This window comes from Saccharopolyspora elongata (assembly GCF_004348985.1).
Classification (GTDB): domain Bacteria; phylum Actinomycetota; class Actinomycetes; order Mycobacteriales; family Pseudonocardiaceae; genus Saccharopolyspora; species Saccharopolyspora elongata.
This window is the reverse complement of record NZ_SMKW01000033.1, coordinates 1-19,615: the sequence shown is the minus strand read 5'-3', so window position 1 is coordinate 19,615 and position 19,615 is coordinate 1. Positions and strand designations below refer to the sequence as shown.

The window sequence follows — 19,615 nt, the reverse complement described above, 5'->3', positions numbered from 1 at the left end:
AGCGCCGCGAGCTTTGGGCCGCCACGACGACCGAAAGCGCGCGCGATGAGTCGCCCGGCGAAATCCCGGAACTCCCGAGGGCGGAAGGCGCCGGTCCAGCGCGGAGTGCTCCCAATTTTAGGCAAAATCGGAAGCCCGCGACCAGCCACGAAAGGCCAGGTCAGCGCCGGTGTCTTCCAATTTTAGGCAAAATCGGGAGGACACCGGCCTCGGGCTCAGGCGACCGGGGCCGGGGCGGTGGTGAGGTCCTCCAGGAACTTGGTGCACCAGTCCAGCAGCGCCTCGTCGCGCAGCTGCGGCGCGCCGATCCGGCCGCCCGCCGCGCCCTCCGTCGGCCTCGGCACCGACACCGTGCGGACCGTCGGCTTGTACACCGCCTTCGGGTAGAGGCGCTTGAGCCGCACCTGCTTCGAGTCGGGCAGCTCCAGCGGCGCCAGCCGCAGCGACGCGCCCTGCAGGGTCACCTCGCGGACCCCGTGCTCGCGGCAGGCCTGCCGGAACCGCGCCACCTTCAGCAGCCGCTCCACCGGCTCGGGCAGCTGCCCGTACCGGTCGACGAGCTCCGCTCGCACCGCCTCCAGCGCCTCGACGTCGACCGCCGCCGCGAGCTTGCGATACGCCTCCAGCCGCAGCCGCTCCCCCGGCACGTAGTCGTGCGGGATGTGCGCGTCGATGGGCAGGTCGACCCGGACCTCGGTGAGCTCCTCCTCCGCCTCGCCCGGCTCCGCACCGGAGTCTTTCGAGAACGCGGCCCTGTAACTCTCCACGGCCTCGCCGACCAGCCGCACGTACAGGTCGAAGCCGACGCCCGCGATGTGCCCGGACTGCTCGGCGCCGAGGATGTTGCCCGCGCCGCGGATCTCCAGGTCCTTCATCGCGACCGCCATGCCCGCGCCGAGCTCGGAGTTCTGCGCGATGGTCGCCAGCCGGTCGTGCGCCGTGTCGGTCAGCGGCTTCTCCGGCGGGTACAGGAAGTAGGCGTAGCCGCGCTCCCGCGCCCGCCCGACGCGGCCGCGCAGCTGGTGCAGCTGGGCGAGGCCGAGCAGGTCGGAGCGGTCCACGATCAGCGTGTTCGCGTTGGAGATGTCCAGGCCGGTCTCGACGATCGTGGTGCACACCAGCACGTCGTGCTCGCGCTCCCAGAACCCCTGGATGATCTTCTCCAGCCGGTCCTCGTTCATCTGCCCGTGCGCCGTGACGATCCGCGCCTCCGGCACCAGTTCCCGCAGCTGGCGCGCGACCTTCTCGATGTCGTGCACCCGGTTGTGCACGAAGAACACCTGGCCGTCGCGCAGCAGCTCGCGCCGGATCGCGGCGGCGACCTGCTTCTGGTCGTAGGCGCCGACGTAGGTCAGGATCGGGTGCCGCTCCTCCGGCGGGGTGAGGATGGTCGACATCTCCCGGATGCCCGCCATGCTCATCTCCAGCGTCCGCGGGATCGGCGTCGCCGACATGGTCAGCACGTCCACGTGCGTCCGCAGGGCCTTGATGTGCTCCTTGTGCTCGACGCCGAAGCGCTGCTCCTCGTCGACGATCACCAGGCCCAGGTCCTTGTAGCGGATCCCGGTCTGCAGCAGCCGGTGCGTGCCGATCACGATGTCGACCGCGCCGTCGGCCAGGCCCTTGATGGTCTCCTCGGACTCCATCGGGTCGGTGAACCGGGACAGGCCCTTGACCGCCACCGGGAACGACCGCATCCGGTCGGTGAAGGTGTTCAGGTGCTGCTGGGCGAGCAGCGTCGTCGGCACCAGCACGGCGACCTGCTTGCCGTCCTGCACCGCCTTGAACGCCGCGCGCACCGCGATCTCGGTCTTGCCGTAACCGACGTCGCCGCAGATCACCCGGTCCATCGGCACCGGGCGCTGCATGTCGGCCTTCACCTCGTCGATGGCGGCCAGCTGGTCGCCGGTCTCGGTGTAGGGGAAGGCGTCCTCCAGCTCCCGCTGCCACGGCGTGTCCCCGCCGAAGGCGTGCCCGGGCGAGGACTGCCGGGCCGCGTACAGCTGCACCAGCTCGGCGGCGATCTCCTTGACCGCCTTGCGCGCCTTGGCCTTGGTGTTCTTCCAGTCCGAGCCGCCGAGCCTGCTCAGCGCCGGCGCCTCGCCGCCGACGTAGCGGGTGACCTCGTCGAGCTGGTCGGTCGGCACGAACAGCCGGTCGCCGGGCTGGCCGCGCTTGCTCGCCGCGTACTCCAGCACCAGGTACTCGCGGGTCGCACCGGCGACGGTGCGCTGCACCATCTCCACGTACTTGCCGATGCCGTGCTGGTCGTGCACCACGAAGTCGCCGTTCTTGAGCGCCAGCGGGTCGACCGCGTTGCGCCGCCGCGACGGCATCCGGCGCATGTCCTTCGTGGAGGTGCCGCCCCGGCCGCCGGTCAGGTCGGCCTCGGTGAGCACCACCAGCGCGATCCCGGGCGCCGCGAAGCCGTCCTCCAGCCCGCCGCGCACCACCGTCACCACGCCGGCTTCCGGCTCCGCCGCCAGGCCGTCCTCGGCCAGCCGCGCGGGCAGCTCCGCTTCGCGCAGCTGCTGCACCGCGCGCTGGGCGGTGCCCGCACCGGCCAGCACCAGCACCGCCGCGCCGCCGGCGGCGGTGTGCGCCCGCAGGTCGGCGAAGGCTCGCTCGATCTCACCGCGGTAGGCGTCGACCTGCTTCAGGACGAGCCGGATGACCTCGTCGTCGTCCTCGCCCTCCTCGCTGGTCAGCTGGGTCAGCGGCCACCACGGCAGGTCGAGCGAGCGGGTGTGCTCGGCGACCTCCGCGAGGCTGCGGTAGGCCGAGGCGCCCAGGTCGATCGGCGCCTTGCCGCCGTCGGCGGCGACCATCCAGGAGGCCTCCAGGAACTCCTGGCCGGTGCGCACCAGGTCGGCGGCGCGGGCGTGGATCTTCTCGGGGTCGGCGAGCAGCACGTGCGTGCCCGCCGGGACCAGGTCGGTCAGCAGCCGCATCTCGCCTTCGCACAGCGCCGGGATCAGCGCCTCCATGCCCTCCACCGGGGCACCGCCGGCGATCTTCTCCAGCATCTCGGCGAGGTGCGTGTCGGTCTGGTGCTGCTCGGCGAGCTTCGCGGCGCGCTCGGCGACCTGCTCGGTGATCAGCAGCTCCCGGCAGGCCGGGGCGAACAGCTCGGTGCTCTGCGAGTCCGCGAGCGAGCGCTGGTCGGCGACGGCGAACGGGCGGATCTCGGTGACCTCGTCGCCCCAGAACTCCACCCGCAGCGGGTGTTCCTCGGTCGGCGGGAACACGTCGACGATGCCGCCGCGCACCGCGAACTCGCCGCGCTTCTCGACCATGTCGACCCGGTCGTAGGCCAGCGACGCGAGCCGCTCGACGAGTTCCTCGAAGTCGTGCTCGACGCCGACCGCGAGCCGCACCGGCGCCAGCTCGCCGAGCCCGGGCGCGATCGGCTGGATCAGGCTGCGCACCGTGGTCACCAGCACCTGGACGGCGCCGTGCGCGTGCTCCTCGGGATGCGCGAGGCGGCGCAGCACCGAAAGCCGCCGGCCCACGGTGTCGGCGCGGGGCGAAAGTCGTTCGTGTGGCAGGGTTTCCCAGGACGGGAACACCTCGATGCCGACCGGGCCGAGCAGGTCCGACAGCGCCGCCGCGGCCTCCTCCGCCTCCCGACCGGTGGCGGTGACCAGCAGCACCGGCCGCCCGGCACCACCCTCGGCGGCCAGCGCGCCGGCGGTCAGCGACCGGGCCGCGACAGGGCCTTCCAGCACCAGGCGCGGACGCCCGGCCGCCGCCACGACCTGCCGGATGGCGGGATCGCGCAGCACGATTTCGAGCAGTCCGCGCAGGGGACCGGCCTGGCTCATGGAGCTACCTCGCAGCAAGACATGGCGAATGCGGGCACACCCCTGCCCGGGACGAACGCCGAGACCGCAGGGGCGACGCGTTCCAGACTACGACTCCGGTGCGACACGAATGCGACGACCCGAACGCACCGCATGGCCGGTGTCACACTGTGCGCATGCCCATGCGCCGGTTCGCCGCGATCATCCTGCTTCTCCCGCTGATCGGGGCCTTGACCGGCTGCACCATGGCGAGCAGCGATGATCGGCCCGCACCGGTCAGCACGGCCGACCCGGGGCCGTCGACGCTGCGCGTCGAGGTCGTAGCGGCCGGGCTGGAACACCCCTGGGACATCGGGTTCCTGCCGGACGGCACCGCGCTGGTCGGGCAGCGCCCGGGCCGGCTGGCCCTGCTCGCCGATCACCGGCCAGGCGCGCTGGTGCGGCCGGTGCAGGCGGGCCTCGGGGACGTGCTCGCGGAGGGCGAAGGCGGGCTGATGGGCCTGCTGGTGCACCCGTCGTTCGCCGACAACCGGCGGTTCATCACCTGCCAGACGCACCAGGAGAACGGCGCCGCGGTCGACGTCCGGCTGATCACCTGGCGGCTGGCCGAGGACGGCTCGCGCGCGGACCGCGTCGGCGACCTGCTCACCGGGCTGCCGGTGAATCCCAGCGGGCGGCACTCCGGCTGCCGGCTGGCGGTGGCCGAGGACGGCGCGCTGCTGGTGAGCACCGGGGACACGGCACGGCCCGCGATCGCGCAGGACCGCGGCTCGCTCGGCGGGAAGGTCCTGCGGATGAACATCGACACCGGCGCTCCCCTGCCGGACAACCCGTTCATCGCTTCGCCGAACCCGCGCGAGCGGCTGCTGTACACCTACGGGCACCGCAACCCGCAGGGCGTCGCGCCGCGGCCGGGCGGTCAGGTGTTCGTCGCGGAGCACGGGCCGGACGTCGACGACGAGATCAACCTGCTGCGGCCGGGCGGGAACTACGGCTGGGACCCGTCGCGCGGCGGGGCCGAACACAGCTACGACGAGTCGGTGCCGATGACCGACCTGCACCGCTTCCCGGACGCGGCCAAGGCGGTCTGGTCGTCCGGCGATCGCACCGAGGCGATCAGCGCGGCAGCGTTCCTGACCGGCTCGCAGTGGGGCCGCTTCGACGGGATGCTCGCGGTCACCGCGCTCAAGGGCAGCAAGCTGCTGCTCTTCGAGGTGCGACCGGACGGCACGATCGACGAGGTGGCGATCCCGCCGGAGCTGAACGACACCCACGGCCGGCTCCGGGCGGCCCGCCAAGGCCCCGGCGGAGCCCTCTACGTGACGACGTCCAACGGAACCGACGACAAGGTCCTCCGCATCACCACGACCTGACCACCCGGTGACCCGCAAGTTCAATGGAAATCGAACCTCTGATTTCCATTGAAATCGAAGAGCTCATCCACACTCCTCCGGCGTGTCGTCGCCCGACACGCGGGGATGGTGTGGACAACCCGCAAGTTCCATTGAAATCGAAGGTTCGATTTCAATGGAACTTGCGTCACTTCGTGGACAGGCGGGGCTTGTGCTCCAGGTGGGAGAGGCCGTTCCAGGCGAGGTTGACCAGGTGCGCGGCCACCTCCTCCTTCTTCGGCTTGCGCGCCTCCAGCCACCACTGGCCGGTCAGCGCGACCATGCCGACCAGCGCCTGGCTGTACAGCGGGGCGAGCTTCGCGTCGTAGCCCCGCGCGCTGAACTGCAGGGCGAGGATGTGCTCGACCTGGCTCGCGATGTCGTTGAGCAGGCTGGAGAAGGTGCCGCTGTTGCTGGCCACCGGCGAATCGCGCACCAGCACCCGGAAACCGTCGGTGTTGTTGTCGATGTAGTCCAGCAGCGCCCGCGCCGCCTGCTCCAGGAGGTCCCGCGGATGCCCCGCCGACAGGGCGGAGACGACCAGGTCCAGCAGGTTGCGCATCTCGCGGTCGACCACCACCGCGTAGACGCCTTCCTTGCCGCCGAAGTGCTCGTAGACGACCGGCTTCGACACCCCGGCGCGGTGCGCGATCTCCTCGATGGACGTGCCGTCGAAGCCCTTCTCCGCGAACAGCGCCCTAGCGACGTCCAGCAGCTGCTGCCGACGTTCCTTGCCCGTCATCCTGACCCGTGCGGTGCGCCCTTTCGGCCGCGCCTCGGGTTCGGGCGCAGTCCGCCCGCGTCGCCGTGATACCACTCGCACAACCCTAAGGTGCTGGCCCGACACGCATGTCCAGGCCTGATGAAAAAGTGCCCGCGCGATCTCGCCGCGCGGGCACCTCGAACCGGGTGGGGATCAGCCCTTGTACTCGGTGACCGAGATCCGGGCGAGCCGCTTCTCGTTGGACCAGCGGACGTTCCAGGCCCAGCCGAGCTTCTCGAAGATCCAGATGACGCGCGCCGAGATGTCGATCTGGCCGCGCAGCACGCCGTGCCGGGCGCAGGTCGGGTCGGCGTGGTGCAGGTTGTGCCACGACTCGCCGAAGGACAGGATCGCCAGCGGCCAGAAGTTCGCCGCCTTGTCCCGGCTCTTGAACGGCCGCTCGCCGATCATGTGGCAGATCGAGTTCACCGACCAGGTCACGTGGTGCAGGAAGGACACCCGGACCAGCCCGGCCCAGAAGAACGCGGTGAATGCGCCCCACAGCGACCAGGTGAGCAGCCCGCCCAGCACGGCGGGCAGCACGAGGCTGAGGGCCGTCCACAGCGGGAACAGCCGGTTGACCTTCACCAGTTCCGCGTCCTTGAGCAGGTCCGGCGCGAAGCGGTCCTCGTTGGTCAGATCGCGCTCGAACAGCCAGCCCATGTGCGCGTGCCAGAAGCCCTTCGCCAGCGCGGCGGGCGAGCTGCCGAAGCGCCACGGCGAGTGCGGGTCGCCCTCGCGGTCGGAGAAGGCGTGGTGCCGGCGGTGGTCGGCGACCCACGTGATCGCCGGTCCCTGCACGGCCATCATGCCGAAGATGGCCAACGCGATCTTGACCCCGCGCTTGGCCTTGAACGAGCCGTGCGTGAAGTACCGGTGGAAGCCGACCGTCACACCCAGCCCCGACGCGAAGTAGAAGACCAGCGCCAAGGTGATGTCGACCCAGCCCAGGCCCCAGCCCCAGGCGGCCGGCACCGCCAGCACGAGGGCAAGGAACGGCACCAGGACGAACACATACACCGACAGCTGCGCCACCCACGGTCGGCTACCCGCGATCAGGGGCTTCGGCCCGGACTCGGCGCGGGCCTCTGACGTGGCCACGCGCTCGGTTGCTGCGGTCATACTCACTACCTCGAATAGCGTTGGGGAGGTGGGAAAACTGCGGTCAGCGCCGGGAGAGCACGGCCCCGCAACACCTCCACCCTACGGGACCGTAACCTACGCAAGCGTAAGTTATTCGATGCCGAATCGTCACCCCCGAGCGGCAACATTGCGGCGTGTCGCGTGCCTCCGGGCGTGTCCGAATCGCCCTTGTTCACCCGAACAGCGGCGATCTTGTACGCAACCGGTGGATGCCGGTGTACGTCCCATTCACGTGCCAGCGCGCGAGGAAGCCCGAGGACCCGCAAGCCCGACGCCGACCCGGCGGCCGGGGCATGTCACGATGTCGGCCGGGTACCACCGCCTGTCGGCCCGGGCCGGTAAGCTCGGGCCGCGGTGCCGGGGATCACAAACCGGCATCGCGGGCAGACAGCGCCCGATCCGCCGTGGTGTAAAGGCAGCACCTCGGATTTTGGTTCCGATGGTCCAGGTTCGAATCCTGGCGGCGGAGCGAGCGGTCCTCCCGGACCCGGCGCGGCGCGCAGCCCCTCGTGAGGCCCAGCGCGCCGCCCGGGCCGCCGGGGAGCGATGGTGAACAGGGGGTGTGCGCCGCTGCGCGACGACACGACCGCCGTGCGCGAAGACCCGATGACCACGCTGAGCGAGGTGTCCGACGCCTGGCTGGTGGGGCGCGCACGCGAACTCAACGCAGTCGGCCAGCACAGCGATGCGTCCGGCCAGCGAAGCACCATCCGCGAGGCGGACGACCTGCTCGCCGAGGCCCAGCGGCGCGGCGAGCCGCGCATCGTCGGCCAGCTCCTGCGGCATTGCGCCTCGATGCGGCTGGCGACACCCGGCCTGGTCGACAGCGCCGATCCGCTGCTCGACGAACTCCTCATGCACACCCGTCGGCACGGGCTGAGGGTCCTGGAAGCCGACGCGCACGCGCTGCGCAGCCGGCGCGCGCTGATCGGCGGCAGCGAGGACAGCGCGCTGACCGAGGTGGCGCACGGCCTGGCGATGCTCGACGACGAGCTGGTCCCGGACCGCACGCTGGGCCGCCGGTCGTGGGAGCGGCTGCTGGCCACCTCGCTGATCGACATCGGCCTGGTGCTCACCCAGCTCGGCGTCTACGAGACGGCCGACGAGGTGATGACCCGCGCCCACCAGCGGATCCGGGAGAGCGGCGGCCCGCACGAGATCGCGGTGCACATGATCAACCGGTGCCGGATGCTGCTCGGTTGGGGCCTGCGGCTGGAGCGCATCGGGCAGTACGAAGAGGCGAACACCCGGTTCGACACCGCCTCGCAGATCGCCGTCGCGGTGGAGGGCCCGTGGCGGGAGTCGCTGTTCCCCCGCGTGTCCGACCGCCCCGCCGCCGAACAGGTCCCGGTGCTCGGTGCCGCCCACGCGCTGGCCCAGCCGCACATCGAGTACATCGAGCGGCTGGAGGTGCTGCGCAGCCTGGACCGGGCGATCCACCCGCGGGAGGAGATCATCGTCGCGATCGCGCTGTCCCGATGCCTGACCCGCGCGGATCGCAGCGACGAGGCGGTGCAGGTGCTGTCCGATGCCCGCGCCGACATGGAGACCGACACTTCGGAGCCGACGCTGCGGATCTCGCTGGCCCGGGAGCACGCGCAGCTGGTCGACCCCGGCGGCCGCCCCGCCGCGCTGCGGGACTACGCGCTGGAGTTGGAGACCGAGCTGTGGGCGATGCGCCAGGCCCGGCTGTCCACTTTGGTCATCAGGCTGGAAAACTCGCGGCTGACCCACAAGCACGACGCGATCACCCGGCAGGCGCTGCAAGATCCGCTCACCGGCCTGTCCAACCGCCGCGCGCTGGACGACCGGCTGGAGACGATGCTCAACGCGCCCGACGCCCAGCCGCTGGCGGTGGCGCTGGTAGACCTCGACGGGTTCAAGGGCGTCAACGACCGCTGCTCGCACGCGGAAGGCGACGACGTGCTGCGCACGGTCGCGATGACCTTGCGCGACACGTTGCGAGTCGACGACTTCGTGGCCCGCTACGGCGGTGACGAGTTCGTCGTGCTGCTGCCGGGCGCGACGCTCGGCGCCGCCGAGGCGGCGTTGCAGCGCACCACCGAGGCCGTCGACAGCCTGCCGAGCGAGGTCTCGTACGGGGTGACCCTGTCGATCGGCGTCGTCGCGATGCGCCCGCAGGAATCGGCCGCGCAGGTGCTGGCTCGCGCGGATGCCGCGATGTACCAGGCCAAGCGCGGCGGCGGCAACCGCGTCTCGGCGTTCTCCGGCGTGACCGCCGCGCCGCCGAGCAACCCGCCGGCCGAGGGCCCGGCGGATCACTCGGTGTGGATTCCCCCGGACGCTCTCTAACCCGATCAGGTGCTGCCCGGCGGCCTCCCCCGCCGGGCAGCGCCCGCCGGACCTGCCGTTCGGTCGGCGCGGAAACACCCGTGTGATCGGCCACAGCGATGCCCGCCGCGGACCGCGCCGAGTGCATCGAAGATCACATAACCGCAGCTAGAAGGCTGGCTTCGAGCACGTATTAGGGCCGGTCGGCGGTACCATCACATCCGCCGGACAGGCGCGCAGGGGCACCGGAGCCGTGGGGGTACCGGGCCGGTTACTCTTCACCCGCTTGGACGCAACAGGCACCGTCGGCCCGACGGCTGAACCACGCCGCCGAGCCGCATCTAGAGATCAAGGGAGAGCGCTGATGCTCCAGGGCGACACCGCCCAGCCCTCCTCCCGCAGCGATGCGTCTTCGGAAACCGTCAGCACGATCGTGCTCGCCGCGGGCGAGGGCACTCGGATGCGATCGGCGACGCCGAAGGTCCTGCACCAGCTTGCGGGCAGGCCCCTGGTCGAACACGCCGTGCGCGCCGCGGCCGGTCTCGACCCCGACTCGCTGGTGGTCGTGCTGGGACACGGCCGCGACGCCGTGGCCGAGCACTTGACCGGCCTGGCCGACGCCCTGGACCGCACGGTCGTCACGGCGGTGCAGGAGGAGCAGCTCGGCACCGGACACGCTGTCTCCTGCGGGCTTTCCGAGCTGCCGGCCGGCCTCACGGGCACGGTGCTGGTCAGCTACGGCGACGTGCCGCTGCTCGACAGCGAAGCGCTGCGCGCCCTGCTCTCCGAACACCGCGAAGCCGGCAACGCCGTCACCGTGCTGACCGCGGTCGTCGACGAGCCGACCGGCTACGGCCGGATGCTGCGCGATGCCGACGGCCAGGTGACCGGGATCGTCGAGCAGAAGGACGCCACCCCCGAGCAGGCGGCGATCACCGAGATCAACTCCGGCGTCTACGCCTTCGACGCGGAAGTGCTCGCCGACGCGCTCAAGCGGCTGTCCACCGACAACGCCCAGGGCGAGCTCTACCTGACCGACGTGCTGTCGATCGCGCGCGGGGACGGCCGCCCGGTCGGCGCGCTGATCTGCACCGACCCGTGGCTGGTCGAGGGCGTGAACGACCGGGTGCAACTGGCCCGCCTCGGCGCCGAGCTCAACCGCCGGCTGCTGCTGCGCTGGATGCACGCCGGTGTCACGATCATCGACCCGAAATCGGTGTGGCTGGACTGCGACGTGGAGCTGGACCGCGACGTCCTGCTGGAGCCGGGCGTGCAGCTGCGCGGCGGCACCAAGGTCGGCGAGGGCGCGGTCGTCGGCCCGGACACCACGCTCACCGACTGCGTGATCCACCCCGGCGCGTCGGTCGTGCGCACCCACGGCGAGGGCGCCGAGATCGGGCCGGACGCCAAGGTCGGGCCGTTCGCGTTCCTGCGCCCCGGCACCCGGCTCGGCACCAAGGGCAAGATCGGCACCTTCGTCGAGACCAAGAACGCCGAGATCGGCGACGGCACCAAGGTGCCGCACCTGACCTACGTCGGCGACGCGACGATCGGCGAGCAGAGCAACATCGGCGCCGCCACGGTCTTCGTCAACTACGACGGGGTGGCCAAGCACCACACCGTGATCGGATCACACGCCCGGACCGGCGCGGACAACATGTTCGTCGCCCCGGTGGAGATCGGCGACGGCGCCTACACCGCCGCCGGCTCGGTGATCACCCAGGATGTCCCGCCCGGCGCGATGGCGGTCGCCCGCGGGAAGCAGAGCAACATCGAAGGCTGGGTCGCCAGACGCCGCCCCGGTACCGCCGCAGACCAGGCCGCACAACAGGCTTTGTCGAAAGAACCAACCACCAATCCGACGAATGGCGCCCAATGACGGGCGTCTTACGGGGAGGGACGATGACCGTGAGTGCGATGTCTGCGACTCCGAAGAAGAGCCTGAAGCTCTTCTCCGGCAGCAGTCACCCGGAACTTGCCGAGGAGGTGGCCAAGCAGCTCGACGTAACGGTCACGCCCCAGGCTGCCTACAAGTTCGCCAACGGCGAGATCTTCGTGCGCTACGACGAGTCGGTTCGCGGGTGCGACGCGTTCGTCATCCAGTCGCACTGCAACCCGCTCAACGACGCGATCATGGAACAGCTGATCATGGTGGACGCGCTCAAGCGCGCCAGCGCCAAGCGCATCACCGTGGTCATGCCGTTCTACGGCTACGCCCGCCAGGACAAGAAGCACAAGGGCCGCGAGCCGATCTCGGCGCGGCTGATGGCGGACCTGTTCAAGACCGCCGGCGCGGACCGGATCATGGCGGTGGACCTGCACACCGATCAGATCCAGGGCTTCTTCGACGGCCCGGTGGACCACCTGATGGCCCAGAAGCTGCTGGCCAGCTACATGCGCGACACCTACGCGGGCGAGCAGATCACCGTGGTCTCCCCCGACTCGGGCCGGGTCCGGGTGGCGGAGAAGTGGGCCGACGACCTCGGCGGCACGCCGCTGGCGTTCATCCACAAGACCCGCGACCCCAGCAAGCCCAACCAGGTGGTCGCCAACCGCGTCGTCGGTGACGTCGAGGGCCGGCTGTGCGTGCTGGTCGACGACATGATCGACACCGGCGGCACGATCACCAAGGCCACCGAGCAGCTGCTGGCGGCGGGCGCGAAGGACGTCATCATCGCGGCCACCCACGCGGTGCTGTCCGGCCCGGCGGTGGAGCGGCTGTCGTCCTGCGGCGCGAAGGAGGTCGTGCTGACCAACACGCTGCCGATCCCGGAGGAGCGCCGGTTCCCGAACCTGACGGTCCTGTCGATCGCCCCGCTGGTCGCCGAGGCGATCCACCAGGTCTTCGAGGACGGCTCGGTCACCAGCCTCTTCGACGGCCGCGCCTGATCCACATCGGGGCGCCCCCGCTCGAACGGCCACGAACCTCGAACGGCCCCGGTCCACTTCGGACCGGGGCCGTTCGAGGTTCGAGGTTCGAGGTTCGAGGTTCCAGGTTCCAGGTTCGAGGTTCCGCAATTTCAATGGAAATCGAACCTCTGATTTCCATTGAAATTGCGGGAGTTGTCCACAGGCATCGGCGTGTCGGAGCCCGACACGCCGATGGTCCGCAATTTCCATTGAAATTGGATCTTCGATTTCAATGGAAATTGCGGACCACTCGTGGGGACCGCGCAGCGGACCGCGTGTGGGATCAGACGGTGGTGACGACCTCGTCGTAGTCGAGGCGGGGCAGGCGGTCGAACCAGGGGTTCTCGCCCGGCTTGCCGATGTTGACCACGACCAGCGCCTGCTGCTTGCCGCCCGGGAAGAACTCCGCGTCGAGGCCCGCCTTGTCGAAACCGGTCATCGGACCGGCCGCCAGCCCGGCGGCGCGCACGCCGAGGATGAAGTACGCGATCTGCAGGCTCGCGTTGAGCTTCGCGTTGGTCAGCCGGAGGTCGTCGTTGCCGGCGAACATCTCCCGGACGCCCTCCGCGTGCGGGAACACCCGCGGCAGGTGCTCGTGGAAGTCGGTGTCGGCGGCCAGGATCGCCACCAGCGGGGCCTTCTCGGTCTTGGCCCGGTTGCCCTCCATCAGGTGCGGCAGCAGGCGCTGCTTGCCCTCGTCGGAGCGCACCAGCACGATGCGCAGCGGCTGCTGGTTCATCGACGTCGGGGCCCACTTGACCAGGTCGTAGACGGCCTGGATCTGCTCGTCGGTGACCGGCTCGTCGCTGAAGCTGTTGGCGGTGCGGGCATCGCGGAACAGCAGGTTCTGGGCGTCCGCGCCGAGCACCAGCTGCTCGGTCTGGTCGATCGCGGTCATGAACTCACTCCTGGAGCGGTCGGGATTCCGGGGATCGCGCGCGCACCGGGTGCGGGCGGATCCTCCATCTCAACATTGTTTGAGCTTTCAAATATTCCGGGACCGGCTCGCTGTGACCGGCCTCACGGGCGGTCAGTAGCCCACCGTGAAGCGCCGCCGCCGGTGCGCGGGCTTCTCCAGCTCGTCGACGAACGCGATCGCGTAGTCCTCGCCGCCGATCGCGGAGTTCCCGTCGGCGTCGGTCACCAGCACGTCGCCGCCGAGCCGGTAGGAGCCGGTCCGCTCGCCCGGAGCGTAGGCCCCGAACGTCCCCGCCGGGCTGAGGTAGAACCAGTCCACCCCGGCAGGCGCCTGCTGGAACGCCGCGAGCACCTCGGCGTGCGCGCCGGCCTCCGGCTTGAACTCGTCCGGGAACCCGGGCGTGTCGATCACCCGCGGGCCGTCCTCGGACACGCGGAGGCTCCCCGCGCCACCGACCACGCCGATCCGCAGGCCGTGCCGCTCTGCCGCCGCGAACAGCGTGGGCACCGCGTCGAGCAGCTTCGTGCCGTCGGGCATCGGCCGGGCCGGGATGGCCACCAGCAGCGCGTCCGCTCCCGCCGTAACGTCGAGCACGAACTGCTCGTCGTGCAGCGAACCCGCTTTCCCGGGCTCGGCCAGCGACTCGGCACTCCGGGCCACGCCGATCACCTCGTGGCCGCGCCGCTTCGCCTCCCGCAGGATCGCGCCGCCGGCGTAGCCGGTCGCGCCGAACAGGACCAGTCGCATCGCATCCTCCTTATGTGCTGGTCACCGACGCTAACCAGCGGTTACCGGTGACTTCAACGTGCGCTGAGTTCCTGCGGGTAACCATTGGGCGAGCACGACCGGAACCGGGTGGGGTCACCCGTGCGAAAACGACTATGCAAGCACCGTTTAGACTATTCGGGTTGCCTCGGCGAGGTCGGGACGTTCGCCCGGCGTGATCGGCGCGGTGGCACGGTGGCCGCCGACCACTTTGGTTGGCGCACTGATGTCGCTCACACCCCGGGTGCCCGTTCGGCACCGCGTCGTAATCACGCCAGTAGCGCGCCCCACCGCCGCAGGCCAGCGACCAATTCACGTTCCGCCCGACGTCATGAGGAGTGCACCACCGTGTCCGAGGTACGTATCGCCGTCGAGCAGCGCACCGAGTTCGGCAAGGGAGCGGCCCGCCGCACCCGCCGCGCCGGCAAGATCCCCGCGGTGCTCTACGGTCATGGCTCCGACCCGAAGCACCTGTCCCTGCCCTCCGTGGAGTTCGCCCGCGCGATCCGCGAGAACGGGCACAACGCGGTGCTGACGCTTGATGTGTCCGGTGGCGACAGCGAGCTCGCCCTCACCAAGACCATCACCACGCACCCGATCAAGAACTACATCGAGCACGTCGACCTGCTGCTGGTCAAGCGCGGTGAGAAGGTCACCGTCGCGGTGCCGGTCGTGCTGGTCGGCGAGGCCGGCCCCGGCGGCCTGGTCAGCCAGGAGATCACCGAGGTCGAGATCGAGGCCGAGGCCCTGCACATCCCCGAGCAGCTGGAGCTGTCGATCGCCGGTGCCGAGATCGGCACCCAGCTCCACGCCTCCGACATCCAGCTGCCCGCGGGCGTCACCCTGCAGGCCGACCCCGAGGCGCTGGTCGTCAACGTCAGCGAGGCCGCGGCTTCGATGGCCGAGGAAGCCGCCGAGGCCGCCGAAGGCGAGACCGCCGAAGAGGCCTGAGCCTCCGACGTCGGGCGCACCGCGCGCCGTCCCGATCCATCCGATCGGGGCGGCGCGCTGCGTGTCATCCAGGCCTGTTCCACAAGCGGCGCCCCGACGTGGTGAATCGGCGTCGGGGATCCCGCAGTGAGAAGGCGGCCGCAATCCCGCAGGGGGCCGCCCAAGCCACCTTCGACACAGTCCTCAGAGCAGGAGACTTCTTCCCGTGAGCACTCCGGACTCGGTCGCTCTGATCGTCGGACTCGGCAATCCCGGGCCGCGCTACGAGGGGAACCGGCACAACATCGGTTTCCTGGTCGCCGACGAGCTCGCCGACCGGATCGGTGGGAAGTTCAAGGCGCACAAGGCCGGTGCCGACGTCGTCGAGGGGCGGCTGGCCGGCGCGCGCGCCGTGCTGGTGAAACCGCGCTCGTTCATGAACCTCTCCGGCGGGCCGGTGGCCGGCGCGGTGAAGTTCTACAAGGCGCCGCCGGAATCCGTGATCGTGATCCACGACGAGCTCGACCTGCCGTTCGGCACCATCCGGCTCAAGCGCGGCGGCGGCGAGAACGGCCACAACGGGCTGCGTTCGATCAGCAAGTCCATCGGCACCCGCGACTACCTGCGGGTCCGCTTCGGCATCGGCCGTCCGCCCGGCCGGATGGATCCGGCCGACTACGTCCTCAAGGACTTCTCCGGCGCCGAGCGCAAGGAGCTCGCGTACTTCATCGACCTCTGCGCGGACGCGGTGGAGGCCCTGGTCACCGACGGCCTCGAAGCCGCCCAGAACCGCTTCCACTGACCCCGCCCAGGTGACCATCAGATCGGCGCGACCGTCCAGATTGGTCAGCCGTTGGGGACCAGGGACGCGGTGGCAGCTCGTCTGAGCTTCCCCGACGGGGTCTTGGGCAACGAGCCCGGCCGCAGCACGACGACCGCCGACGGGCGCACGCCCACCGCGTCGACGATGCGCGCCGCGACCTCCTTGCGCAGCGCCTTCTCCGCGGACTCGTCGCCCGCCAGGCGCGACTCCAGCACCACCGCGAACCGCTCGCGCCGGCTCCCGGCGTCCTGCCGGACCGCGGCGGCGTTGCCCGCGCGCACGCCCTCGACCTGGCAGGCGGCCCGCTCGATGTCCACCGGGTAGATGTTGCGGCCGCCCATGATGATCACGTCCTTGCGGCGCCCGCAGATCACCACCTGGCCGTCGACCAGGTAGCCCTCGTCCCCGGTGTCCAGCCAGCCGTCATCGTCCTGCGTGGACAGCGGACCGTCCATCGTCAGGTAGCCCGGCGTCACCGCCTCGCCCCGGATCCGCAGCCGCCCCACCTGCCGCTCCTCCAGCCGCCGGCCCGAGTCGTCGACGACGTCGACCTCCAAGCCCGGCAACGGGTTTCCCAGCAACGCGAACCGCCGCGCCCGCTCGGCGTCCGGCGATGCGGGTTCGGCCCGCCGCTGCTGCTCCAGCGCATCCGCGTCGACGGTGTCGACCTCCAGCCCGCGCCCCAGCGGCGCGAACGACACCGCGAGCGTGGCCTCGGCCATCCCGAACGCGCACACCATGCAGTCCGGGCTCAGCCCGAACCTGGCCCCCGCGTCGGTGAACGCCTGCGCCGCCGCCGGATCGATCGGTTCGGCGCCGTTGAGCGTGAACCGCAGGCTCGACAGGTCGAAATCGCCGTCGTCGGCGCGGGCCATCCGGCGACCGACGATCGCGTAGGCGAAGTTCGGCGCGGCGGTCACGGTCCCCCGGTAGCGGCTGATCAGCTCGGGCCAGAGCAGCGGCCGGGTCAGGAAGTCGGCCGGGGTGACCTTGACCGCCGACATGCCGATCGCCATCGGCACCGTCAGGCAGCCGACCATCCCCATGTCGTGGAACAGCGGCAGCCAGGACACCGCGACGTCGTGCGCGGGATCGAGCTGGGCGGCGCTGACCATCGCCAGCAGGTTGGCGTAGAGGTTGCCGTGGGTGATCCGCACGGCCTTGGGGTCGGCGGTGGAGCCGCTGGTCAGCTGCAGCAGCGCGGTCGCGTCCTCGTCGACGTCGACCGGCTCGGCGAGCGGTTCGCCGTCGGTGAGCCCGGCCAGGTTCCGGCAGCCGATCGCGTTCTCCTCCAGCACACCGGCCAAGTCCTCGAACGGTGCGCCCAGCAGCACCAGCCTGGCGCCGATCATCTTGAGCACCCGGACGGTGTCCTCGGCCCAGTGCGCGAGGTCGGTGCGCGGCGTCGGCTGGTGCAGCATCGTCACGCTGCCGCCGCCGAGCCACACGGCCTGCACGGCGGGAGCGATCAGGCCGGGATCGGCGGCGAGGATCGCGACGACCCGCCCGGTCCCGAGGTCGTCGCCCAGCGCCCCGGCCATCCGCAGCGCGTCGGCGTGCACCTCCGCCCACGTCCGGAACCACGGCTGCTCGGGCTCGCCCGTCGTGAGCCCCCGCGCCTGCGGACCGGAGTTCTCCCGCGCGGACGCCACCAATGTCTCCACGAACCGACTCATGTGACGCAGCTTACGAGCACGGTGATCGCGCGCACAGGTTTCGCCACAATGCCCAGCTCATCGAGCGTCCCGAAGCACCGCGCGACGGCGGAGCTCCCAATTTTAGGCAAAATCGGGAGCTATCTCGGGGCTCGCACCGCGCCCCCCGGGACGTGGGGAAGGTGTCCAATTTTAGGCAAAATCGGGAGCTATCTCGGGGCTCGCACCGCGCCTCCCGGGACGTGGGGAAGGTGTCCAATTTTAGGCAAAATTGGACACCTCCAGGTCAGCCGAGCTGGTCGGCGAGCTCCATCCAGCGCGCTTCGACCTCGTCCTTCTCCTGCTGGAGCCCGCGCAGCTCCGCGTTCAGCTCCGCCAGCCGCTCCGGCGCTGTCGCGGCCTCCGCGAGCTTCTCGTGCAGCCGCGCTTCGCGCTCCGCGAGCTTGTCGAGCTGACGCTCGCAGCGCGCAAGGTCCTTGCGCGCCGCGTGCTCCTCCGCCCCGGAGAGCCCTCGCGGCTTCGCCGCGTCGGTCGCCTGCTTGCCGACGCTGCCTTCGGCCGCTTCCAGCAGCGACTGACGCCGCTGCAAGTATTCGTCGATGCCGCCCGGCAGGTGCGTGAGGCCGCCGTCGCCGAACAGCGCGTGCACGCTGTCGCACACGCGCTCCACCAGGTAGCGGTCGTGGGAGACGACCACCAGCGTGCCCGGCCAGGTGTCGAGCAGGTCTTCGAGCTGCTGCAGGGTGTCGATGTCGAGGTCGTTGGTGGGCTCGTCGAGGATCAGCACGTTCGGCTCGGCCATCAGCAGCCGGGCCAGCTGCAGGCGGCGGCGCTCGCCGCCGGAGAGGTCCTCGACGGGCGTCCACTGCCGTCCCTTGCCGAAGCCGAAGCGCTCGCCGAGCTGCGATGCGGACAGCTCGTACTTGCCGAGGGTGACCCGCTCGGCGACGTTCTCGATCGCCTCCAGCACCCGCCAGTGCCCCGGCAGGTCGTGCAGTTCCTGGGTCAGGTGCGCCAGCCGCACCGTCTTGCCCTCAATGCGCTTGCCCGCGTCGGCTTCGCGTTCGCCGGCGAGCAGTTTCAGCAGCGTCGTCTTGCCGGAGCCGTTGACGCCGACCAGGCCGATCCGGTCGCCGGGGCCGATGCGCCAGGTGACGCCCTCCATCAGCGTGCGGTCGGCGATCCGGAGGTCGACGTCCTCCAGCTCCAGCACCGTCTTCCCGAGGCGGCGCTTGGCGAACGCCACCAGCTCGACGGTGTCGCGCGGCGGCGGCACGTCGGCGATCAGCGCCTCGGCCGCCTCCATCCGGTACCGGGGCTTGGAGGTGCGGGCCTTCGCGCCGCGCTGCAGCCACGCGAGTTCCTTGCGCGCGAGGTTCTGCCGCTTCTCCTCCGCCTGCTGGGCGATGCGGGCGCGTTCGGCGCGGGCGAAGATCCAGTCGGCGTAGCCGCCTTCGTACTGCTCCACGCGGCCCTGGACGACCTCCCAGGTGCGGTTGCAGACGGTGTCCAGGAACCAGCGGTCGTGGGTGACGATCACCAGCGCGCACTTGCGCTCCAGCAGGTGATCGGCCAGCCAGTGCACGCCCTCGACGTCCAGGTGGTTGGTCGGCTCGTCCAGCACCAGCAGGTCCAGGTCGCGCACCAGCGCGGCGGCCAGCGCGACGCGGCGGCGCTCGCCGCCGGAGAAGTCGGTGACCGGGGTGTCCAGGCCGAGGCGGGTCATGCCGAGGCCGCTGAGCACCGAGCGCACCTGCGGGTCGGCGGCCCATTCGTGCTCGGCGCTGAAGCCGTGCGGGTCGAGCACCGCGTTGCGCACCGTGGAGTCAGCGGGCAGCTCGGTGCGCTGCGTGACGACGGCCATCCGCAGGTCGCGGCTCTGGCTGGCCCGGCCGCTGTCGGGCTCCGCGAGGCCGGCGAGCACCTCCAGCAGCGTGGTCTTGCCGCCGCCGTTGAGGCCGACGACCCCGATGCGCTCCCCCGCCGAGACCCCGAGCGAAACGCCGTCCAGCAGCGGGCGCACGCCATAGCTCTTGCTGACCGATTCCAGATTGACCAGGTTCACCATCGGGTGTTCGTCTACTCCATCAACTGCGTTGCGTGATCACGGGCTGAGGCCCCGGCCCGAGTTTCAATTGAAACTGCAGACCGGAGTCCTAGGCGCGCAGTTTCAATTGAAACTGCACTTCAGGCGTGGACCTGGGGCGGGGTGGGGCGGTGG

13 protein-coding genes and 1 tRNA gene are annotated in these 19,615 nt (G+C 70.7%); 7 read left to right on the top strand and 7 right to left on the bottom strand.

The window, feature by feature from the left end; all coding sequences use genetic code 11:
* Window positions 1-215 precede the first annotated feature (215 nt).
* A complete protein-coding gene (gene mfd / locus E1288_RS23740; protein WP_132488610.1) occupies window positions 216-3,824 on the bottom strand; it encodes a transcription-repair coupling factor in 3,609 nt (1,202 codons plus the stop codon).
* 155 nt (window positions 3,825-3,979) lie between these two features.
* On the opposite strand from mfd, the gene E1288_RS23735 reads away from it, so the two are divergent.
* On the top strand, window positions 3,980-5,176 hold the full coding sequence (locus tag E1288_RS23735; RefSeq protein ID WP_132488608.1) for a PQQ-dependent sugar dehydrogenase: 1,197 nt from the start codon (window positions 3,980-3,982) through the stop codon (window positions 5,174-5,176).
* 166 nt (window positions 5,177-5,342) lie between these two features.
* Here E1288_RS23735 and E1288_RS23730 read toward each other — a convergent pair whose 3' ends face one another.
* Together E1288_RS23730 and E1288_RS23725 are read right to left on the bottom strand one after the other, a co-directional pair.
* Entirely contained in the window at window positions 5,343-5,936 is a 594-nt protein-coding gene (locus tag E1288_RS23730; RefSeq protein WP_093265895.1) for a TetR/AcrR family transcriptional regulator, read from the bottom strand.
* A 174-nt stretch (window positions 5,937-6,110) separates the two neighbouring features.
* A complete protein-coding gene (locus E1288_RS23725; protein WP_132488604.1) occupies window positions 6,111-7,079 on the bottom strand; it encodes an acyl-CoA desaturase in 969 nt (322 codons plus the stop codon).
* Between the two features lie 419 nt (window positions 7,080-7,498).
* On the opposite strand from E1288_RS23725, the gene E1288_RS23720 reads away from it, so the two are divergent.
* From E1288_RS23720 to E1288_RS23705, 4 genes are all read left to right on the top strand, one after another.
* Window positions 7,499-7,569, top strand: a tRNA-Gln gene (locus E1288_RS23720).
* 137 nt (window positions 7,570-7,706) lie between these two features.
* The gene (locus tag E1288_RS23715; RefSeq protein ID WP_207954523.1) at window positions 7,707-9,413 is read left to right on the top strand and encodes a tetratricopeptide repeat-containing diguanylate cyclase; all 1,707 of its coding nucleotides are present in this window, start codon (window positions 7,707-7,709) and stop codon (window positions 9,411-9,413) included.
* A 343-nt stretch (window positions 9,414-9,756) separates the two neighbouring features.
* Window positions 9,757-11,271, top strand: a complete 1,515-nt coding sequence (gene glmU, locus E1288_RS23710; RefSeq protein WP_132488602.1) for a bifunctional UDP-N-acetylglucosamine diphosphorylase/glucosamine-1-phosphate N-acetyltransferase GlmU — start codon at window positions 9,757-9,759, stop codon at window positions 11,269-11,271.
* Between the two features lie 38 nt (window positions 11,272-11,309).
* Window positions 11,310-12,281 carry a ribose-phosphate diphosphokinase gene (locus tag E1288_RS23705; protein WP_218157324.1) on the top strand — a complete coding sequence of 324 codons (972 nt, stop codon included), beginning with the start codon at window positions 11,310-11,312 and terminating at the stop codon, window positions 12,279-12,281.
* Window positions 12,282-12,585: 304 nt separating this feature from the next.
* Here the strand turns inward: E1288_RS23705 and E1288_RS23700 are convergent, their stop codons facing one another.
* Window positions 12,586-13,200 (bottom strand): malonic semialdehyde reductase, encoded by a 615-nt coding sequence (locus tag E1288_RS23700; protein WP_132488600.1) that lies wholly within the window; start codon window positions 13,198-13,200, stop codon window positions 12,586-12,588.
* Between the two features lie 132 nt (window positions 13,201-13,332).
* Window positions 13,333-13,968, bottom strand: a complete 636-nt coding sequence (locus E1288_RS23695; protein WP_132488598.1) for an NAD(P)-dependent oxidoreductase — start codon at window positions 13,966-13,968, stop codon at window positions 13,333-13,335.
* 366 nt (window positions 13,969-14,334) lie between these two features.
* Between E1288_RS23695 and E1288_RS23690 the strand changes: the two genes are divergently transcribed.
* Entirely contained in the window at window positions 14,335-14,937 is a 603-nt protein-coding gene (locus E1288_RS23690) for a 50S ribosomal protein L25/general stress protein Ctc (RefSeq protein WP_132488596.1), read from the top strand.
* Between the two features lie 205 nt (window positions 14,938-15,142).
* Entirely contained in the window at window positions 15,143-15,718 is a 576-nt protein-coding gene (gene pth / locus E1288_RS23685) for an aminoacyl-tRNA hydrolase (RefSeq protein WP_132488594.1), read from the top strand.
* A 44-nt stretch (window positions 15,719-15,762) separates the two neighbouring features.
* On the opposite strand, the gene E1288_RS23680 is transcribed toward pth, so the two are convergent.
* Window positions 15,763-17,415 carry a fatty acyl-AMP ligase gene (locus tag E1288_RS23680; protein WP_132488592.1) on the bottom strand — a complete coding sequence of 551 codons (1,653 nt, stop codon included), beginning with the start codon at window positions 17,413-17,415 and terminating at the stop codon, window positions 15,763-15,765.
* Between the two features lie 265 nt (window positions 17,416-17,680).
* The gene (locus E1288_RS23675) at window positions 17,681-19,462 is read right to left on the bottom strand and encodes an ABC-F family ATP-binding cassette domain-containing protein (protein ID WP_132488590.1); all 1,782 of its coding nucleotides are present in this window, start codon (window positions 19,460-19,462) and stop codon (window positions 17,681-17,683) included.
* Window positions 19,463-19,615: the final 153 nt, after the last annotated feature.

Bases quoted from the DNA above. Each gene is read 5' to 3' on its own strand.
- E1288_RS23715 (WP_207954523.1), top strand. From the start codon at position 7,707: ATGACCACGCTGAGCGAGGTGTCCGACGCCTGGCTGGTGGGGCGCGCA.
- E1288_RS23705 (WP_218157324.1), top strand. From the start codon at position 11,310: ATGTCTGCGACTCCGAAGAAGAGCCTGAAGCTCTTCTCCGGCAGCAGT.
- E1288_RS23695 (WP_132488598.1), bottom strand. From the start codon at position 13,968: ATGCGACTGGTCCTGTTCGGCGCGACCGGCTACGCCGGCGGCGCGATC.
- E1288_RS23725 (WP_132488604.1), bottom strand. From the start codon at position 7,079: ATGACCGCAGCAACCGAGCGCGTGGCCACGTCAGAGGCCCGCGCCGAG.
- glmU (WP_132488602.1), top strand. From the start codon at position 9,757: ATGCTCCAGGGCGACACCGCCCAGCCCTCCTCCCGCAGCGATGCGTCT.
- E1288_RS23730 (WP_093265895.1), bottom strand. From the start codon at position 5,936: ATGACGGGCAAGGAACGTCGGCAGCAGCTGCTGGACGTCGCTAGGGCG.
- E1288_RS23735 (WP_132488608.1), top strand. From the start codon at position 3,980: ATGCCCATGCGCCGGTTCGCCGCGATCATCCTGCTTCTCCCGCTGATC.
- E1288_RS23680 (WP_132488592.1), bottom strand. From the start codon at position 17,415: ATGAGTCGGTTCGTGGAGACATTGGTGGCGTCCGCGCGGGAGAACTCC.
- E1288_RS23675 (WP_132488590.1), bottom strand. From the start codon at position 19,462: ATGGTGAACCTGGTCAATCTGGAATCGGTCAGCAAGAGCTATGGCGTG.
- E1288_RS23700 (WP_132488600.1), bottom strand. From the start codon at position 13,200: ATGACCGCGATCGACCAGACCGAGCAGCTGGTGCTCGGCGCGGACGCC.
- mfd (WP_132488610.1), bottom strand. From the start codon at position 3,824: ATGAGCCAGGCCGGTCCCCTGCGCGGACTGCTCGAAATCGTGCTGCGC.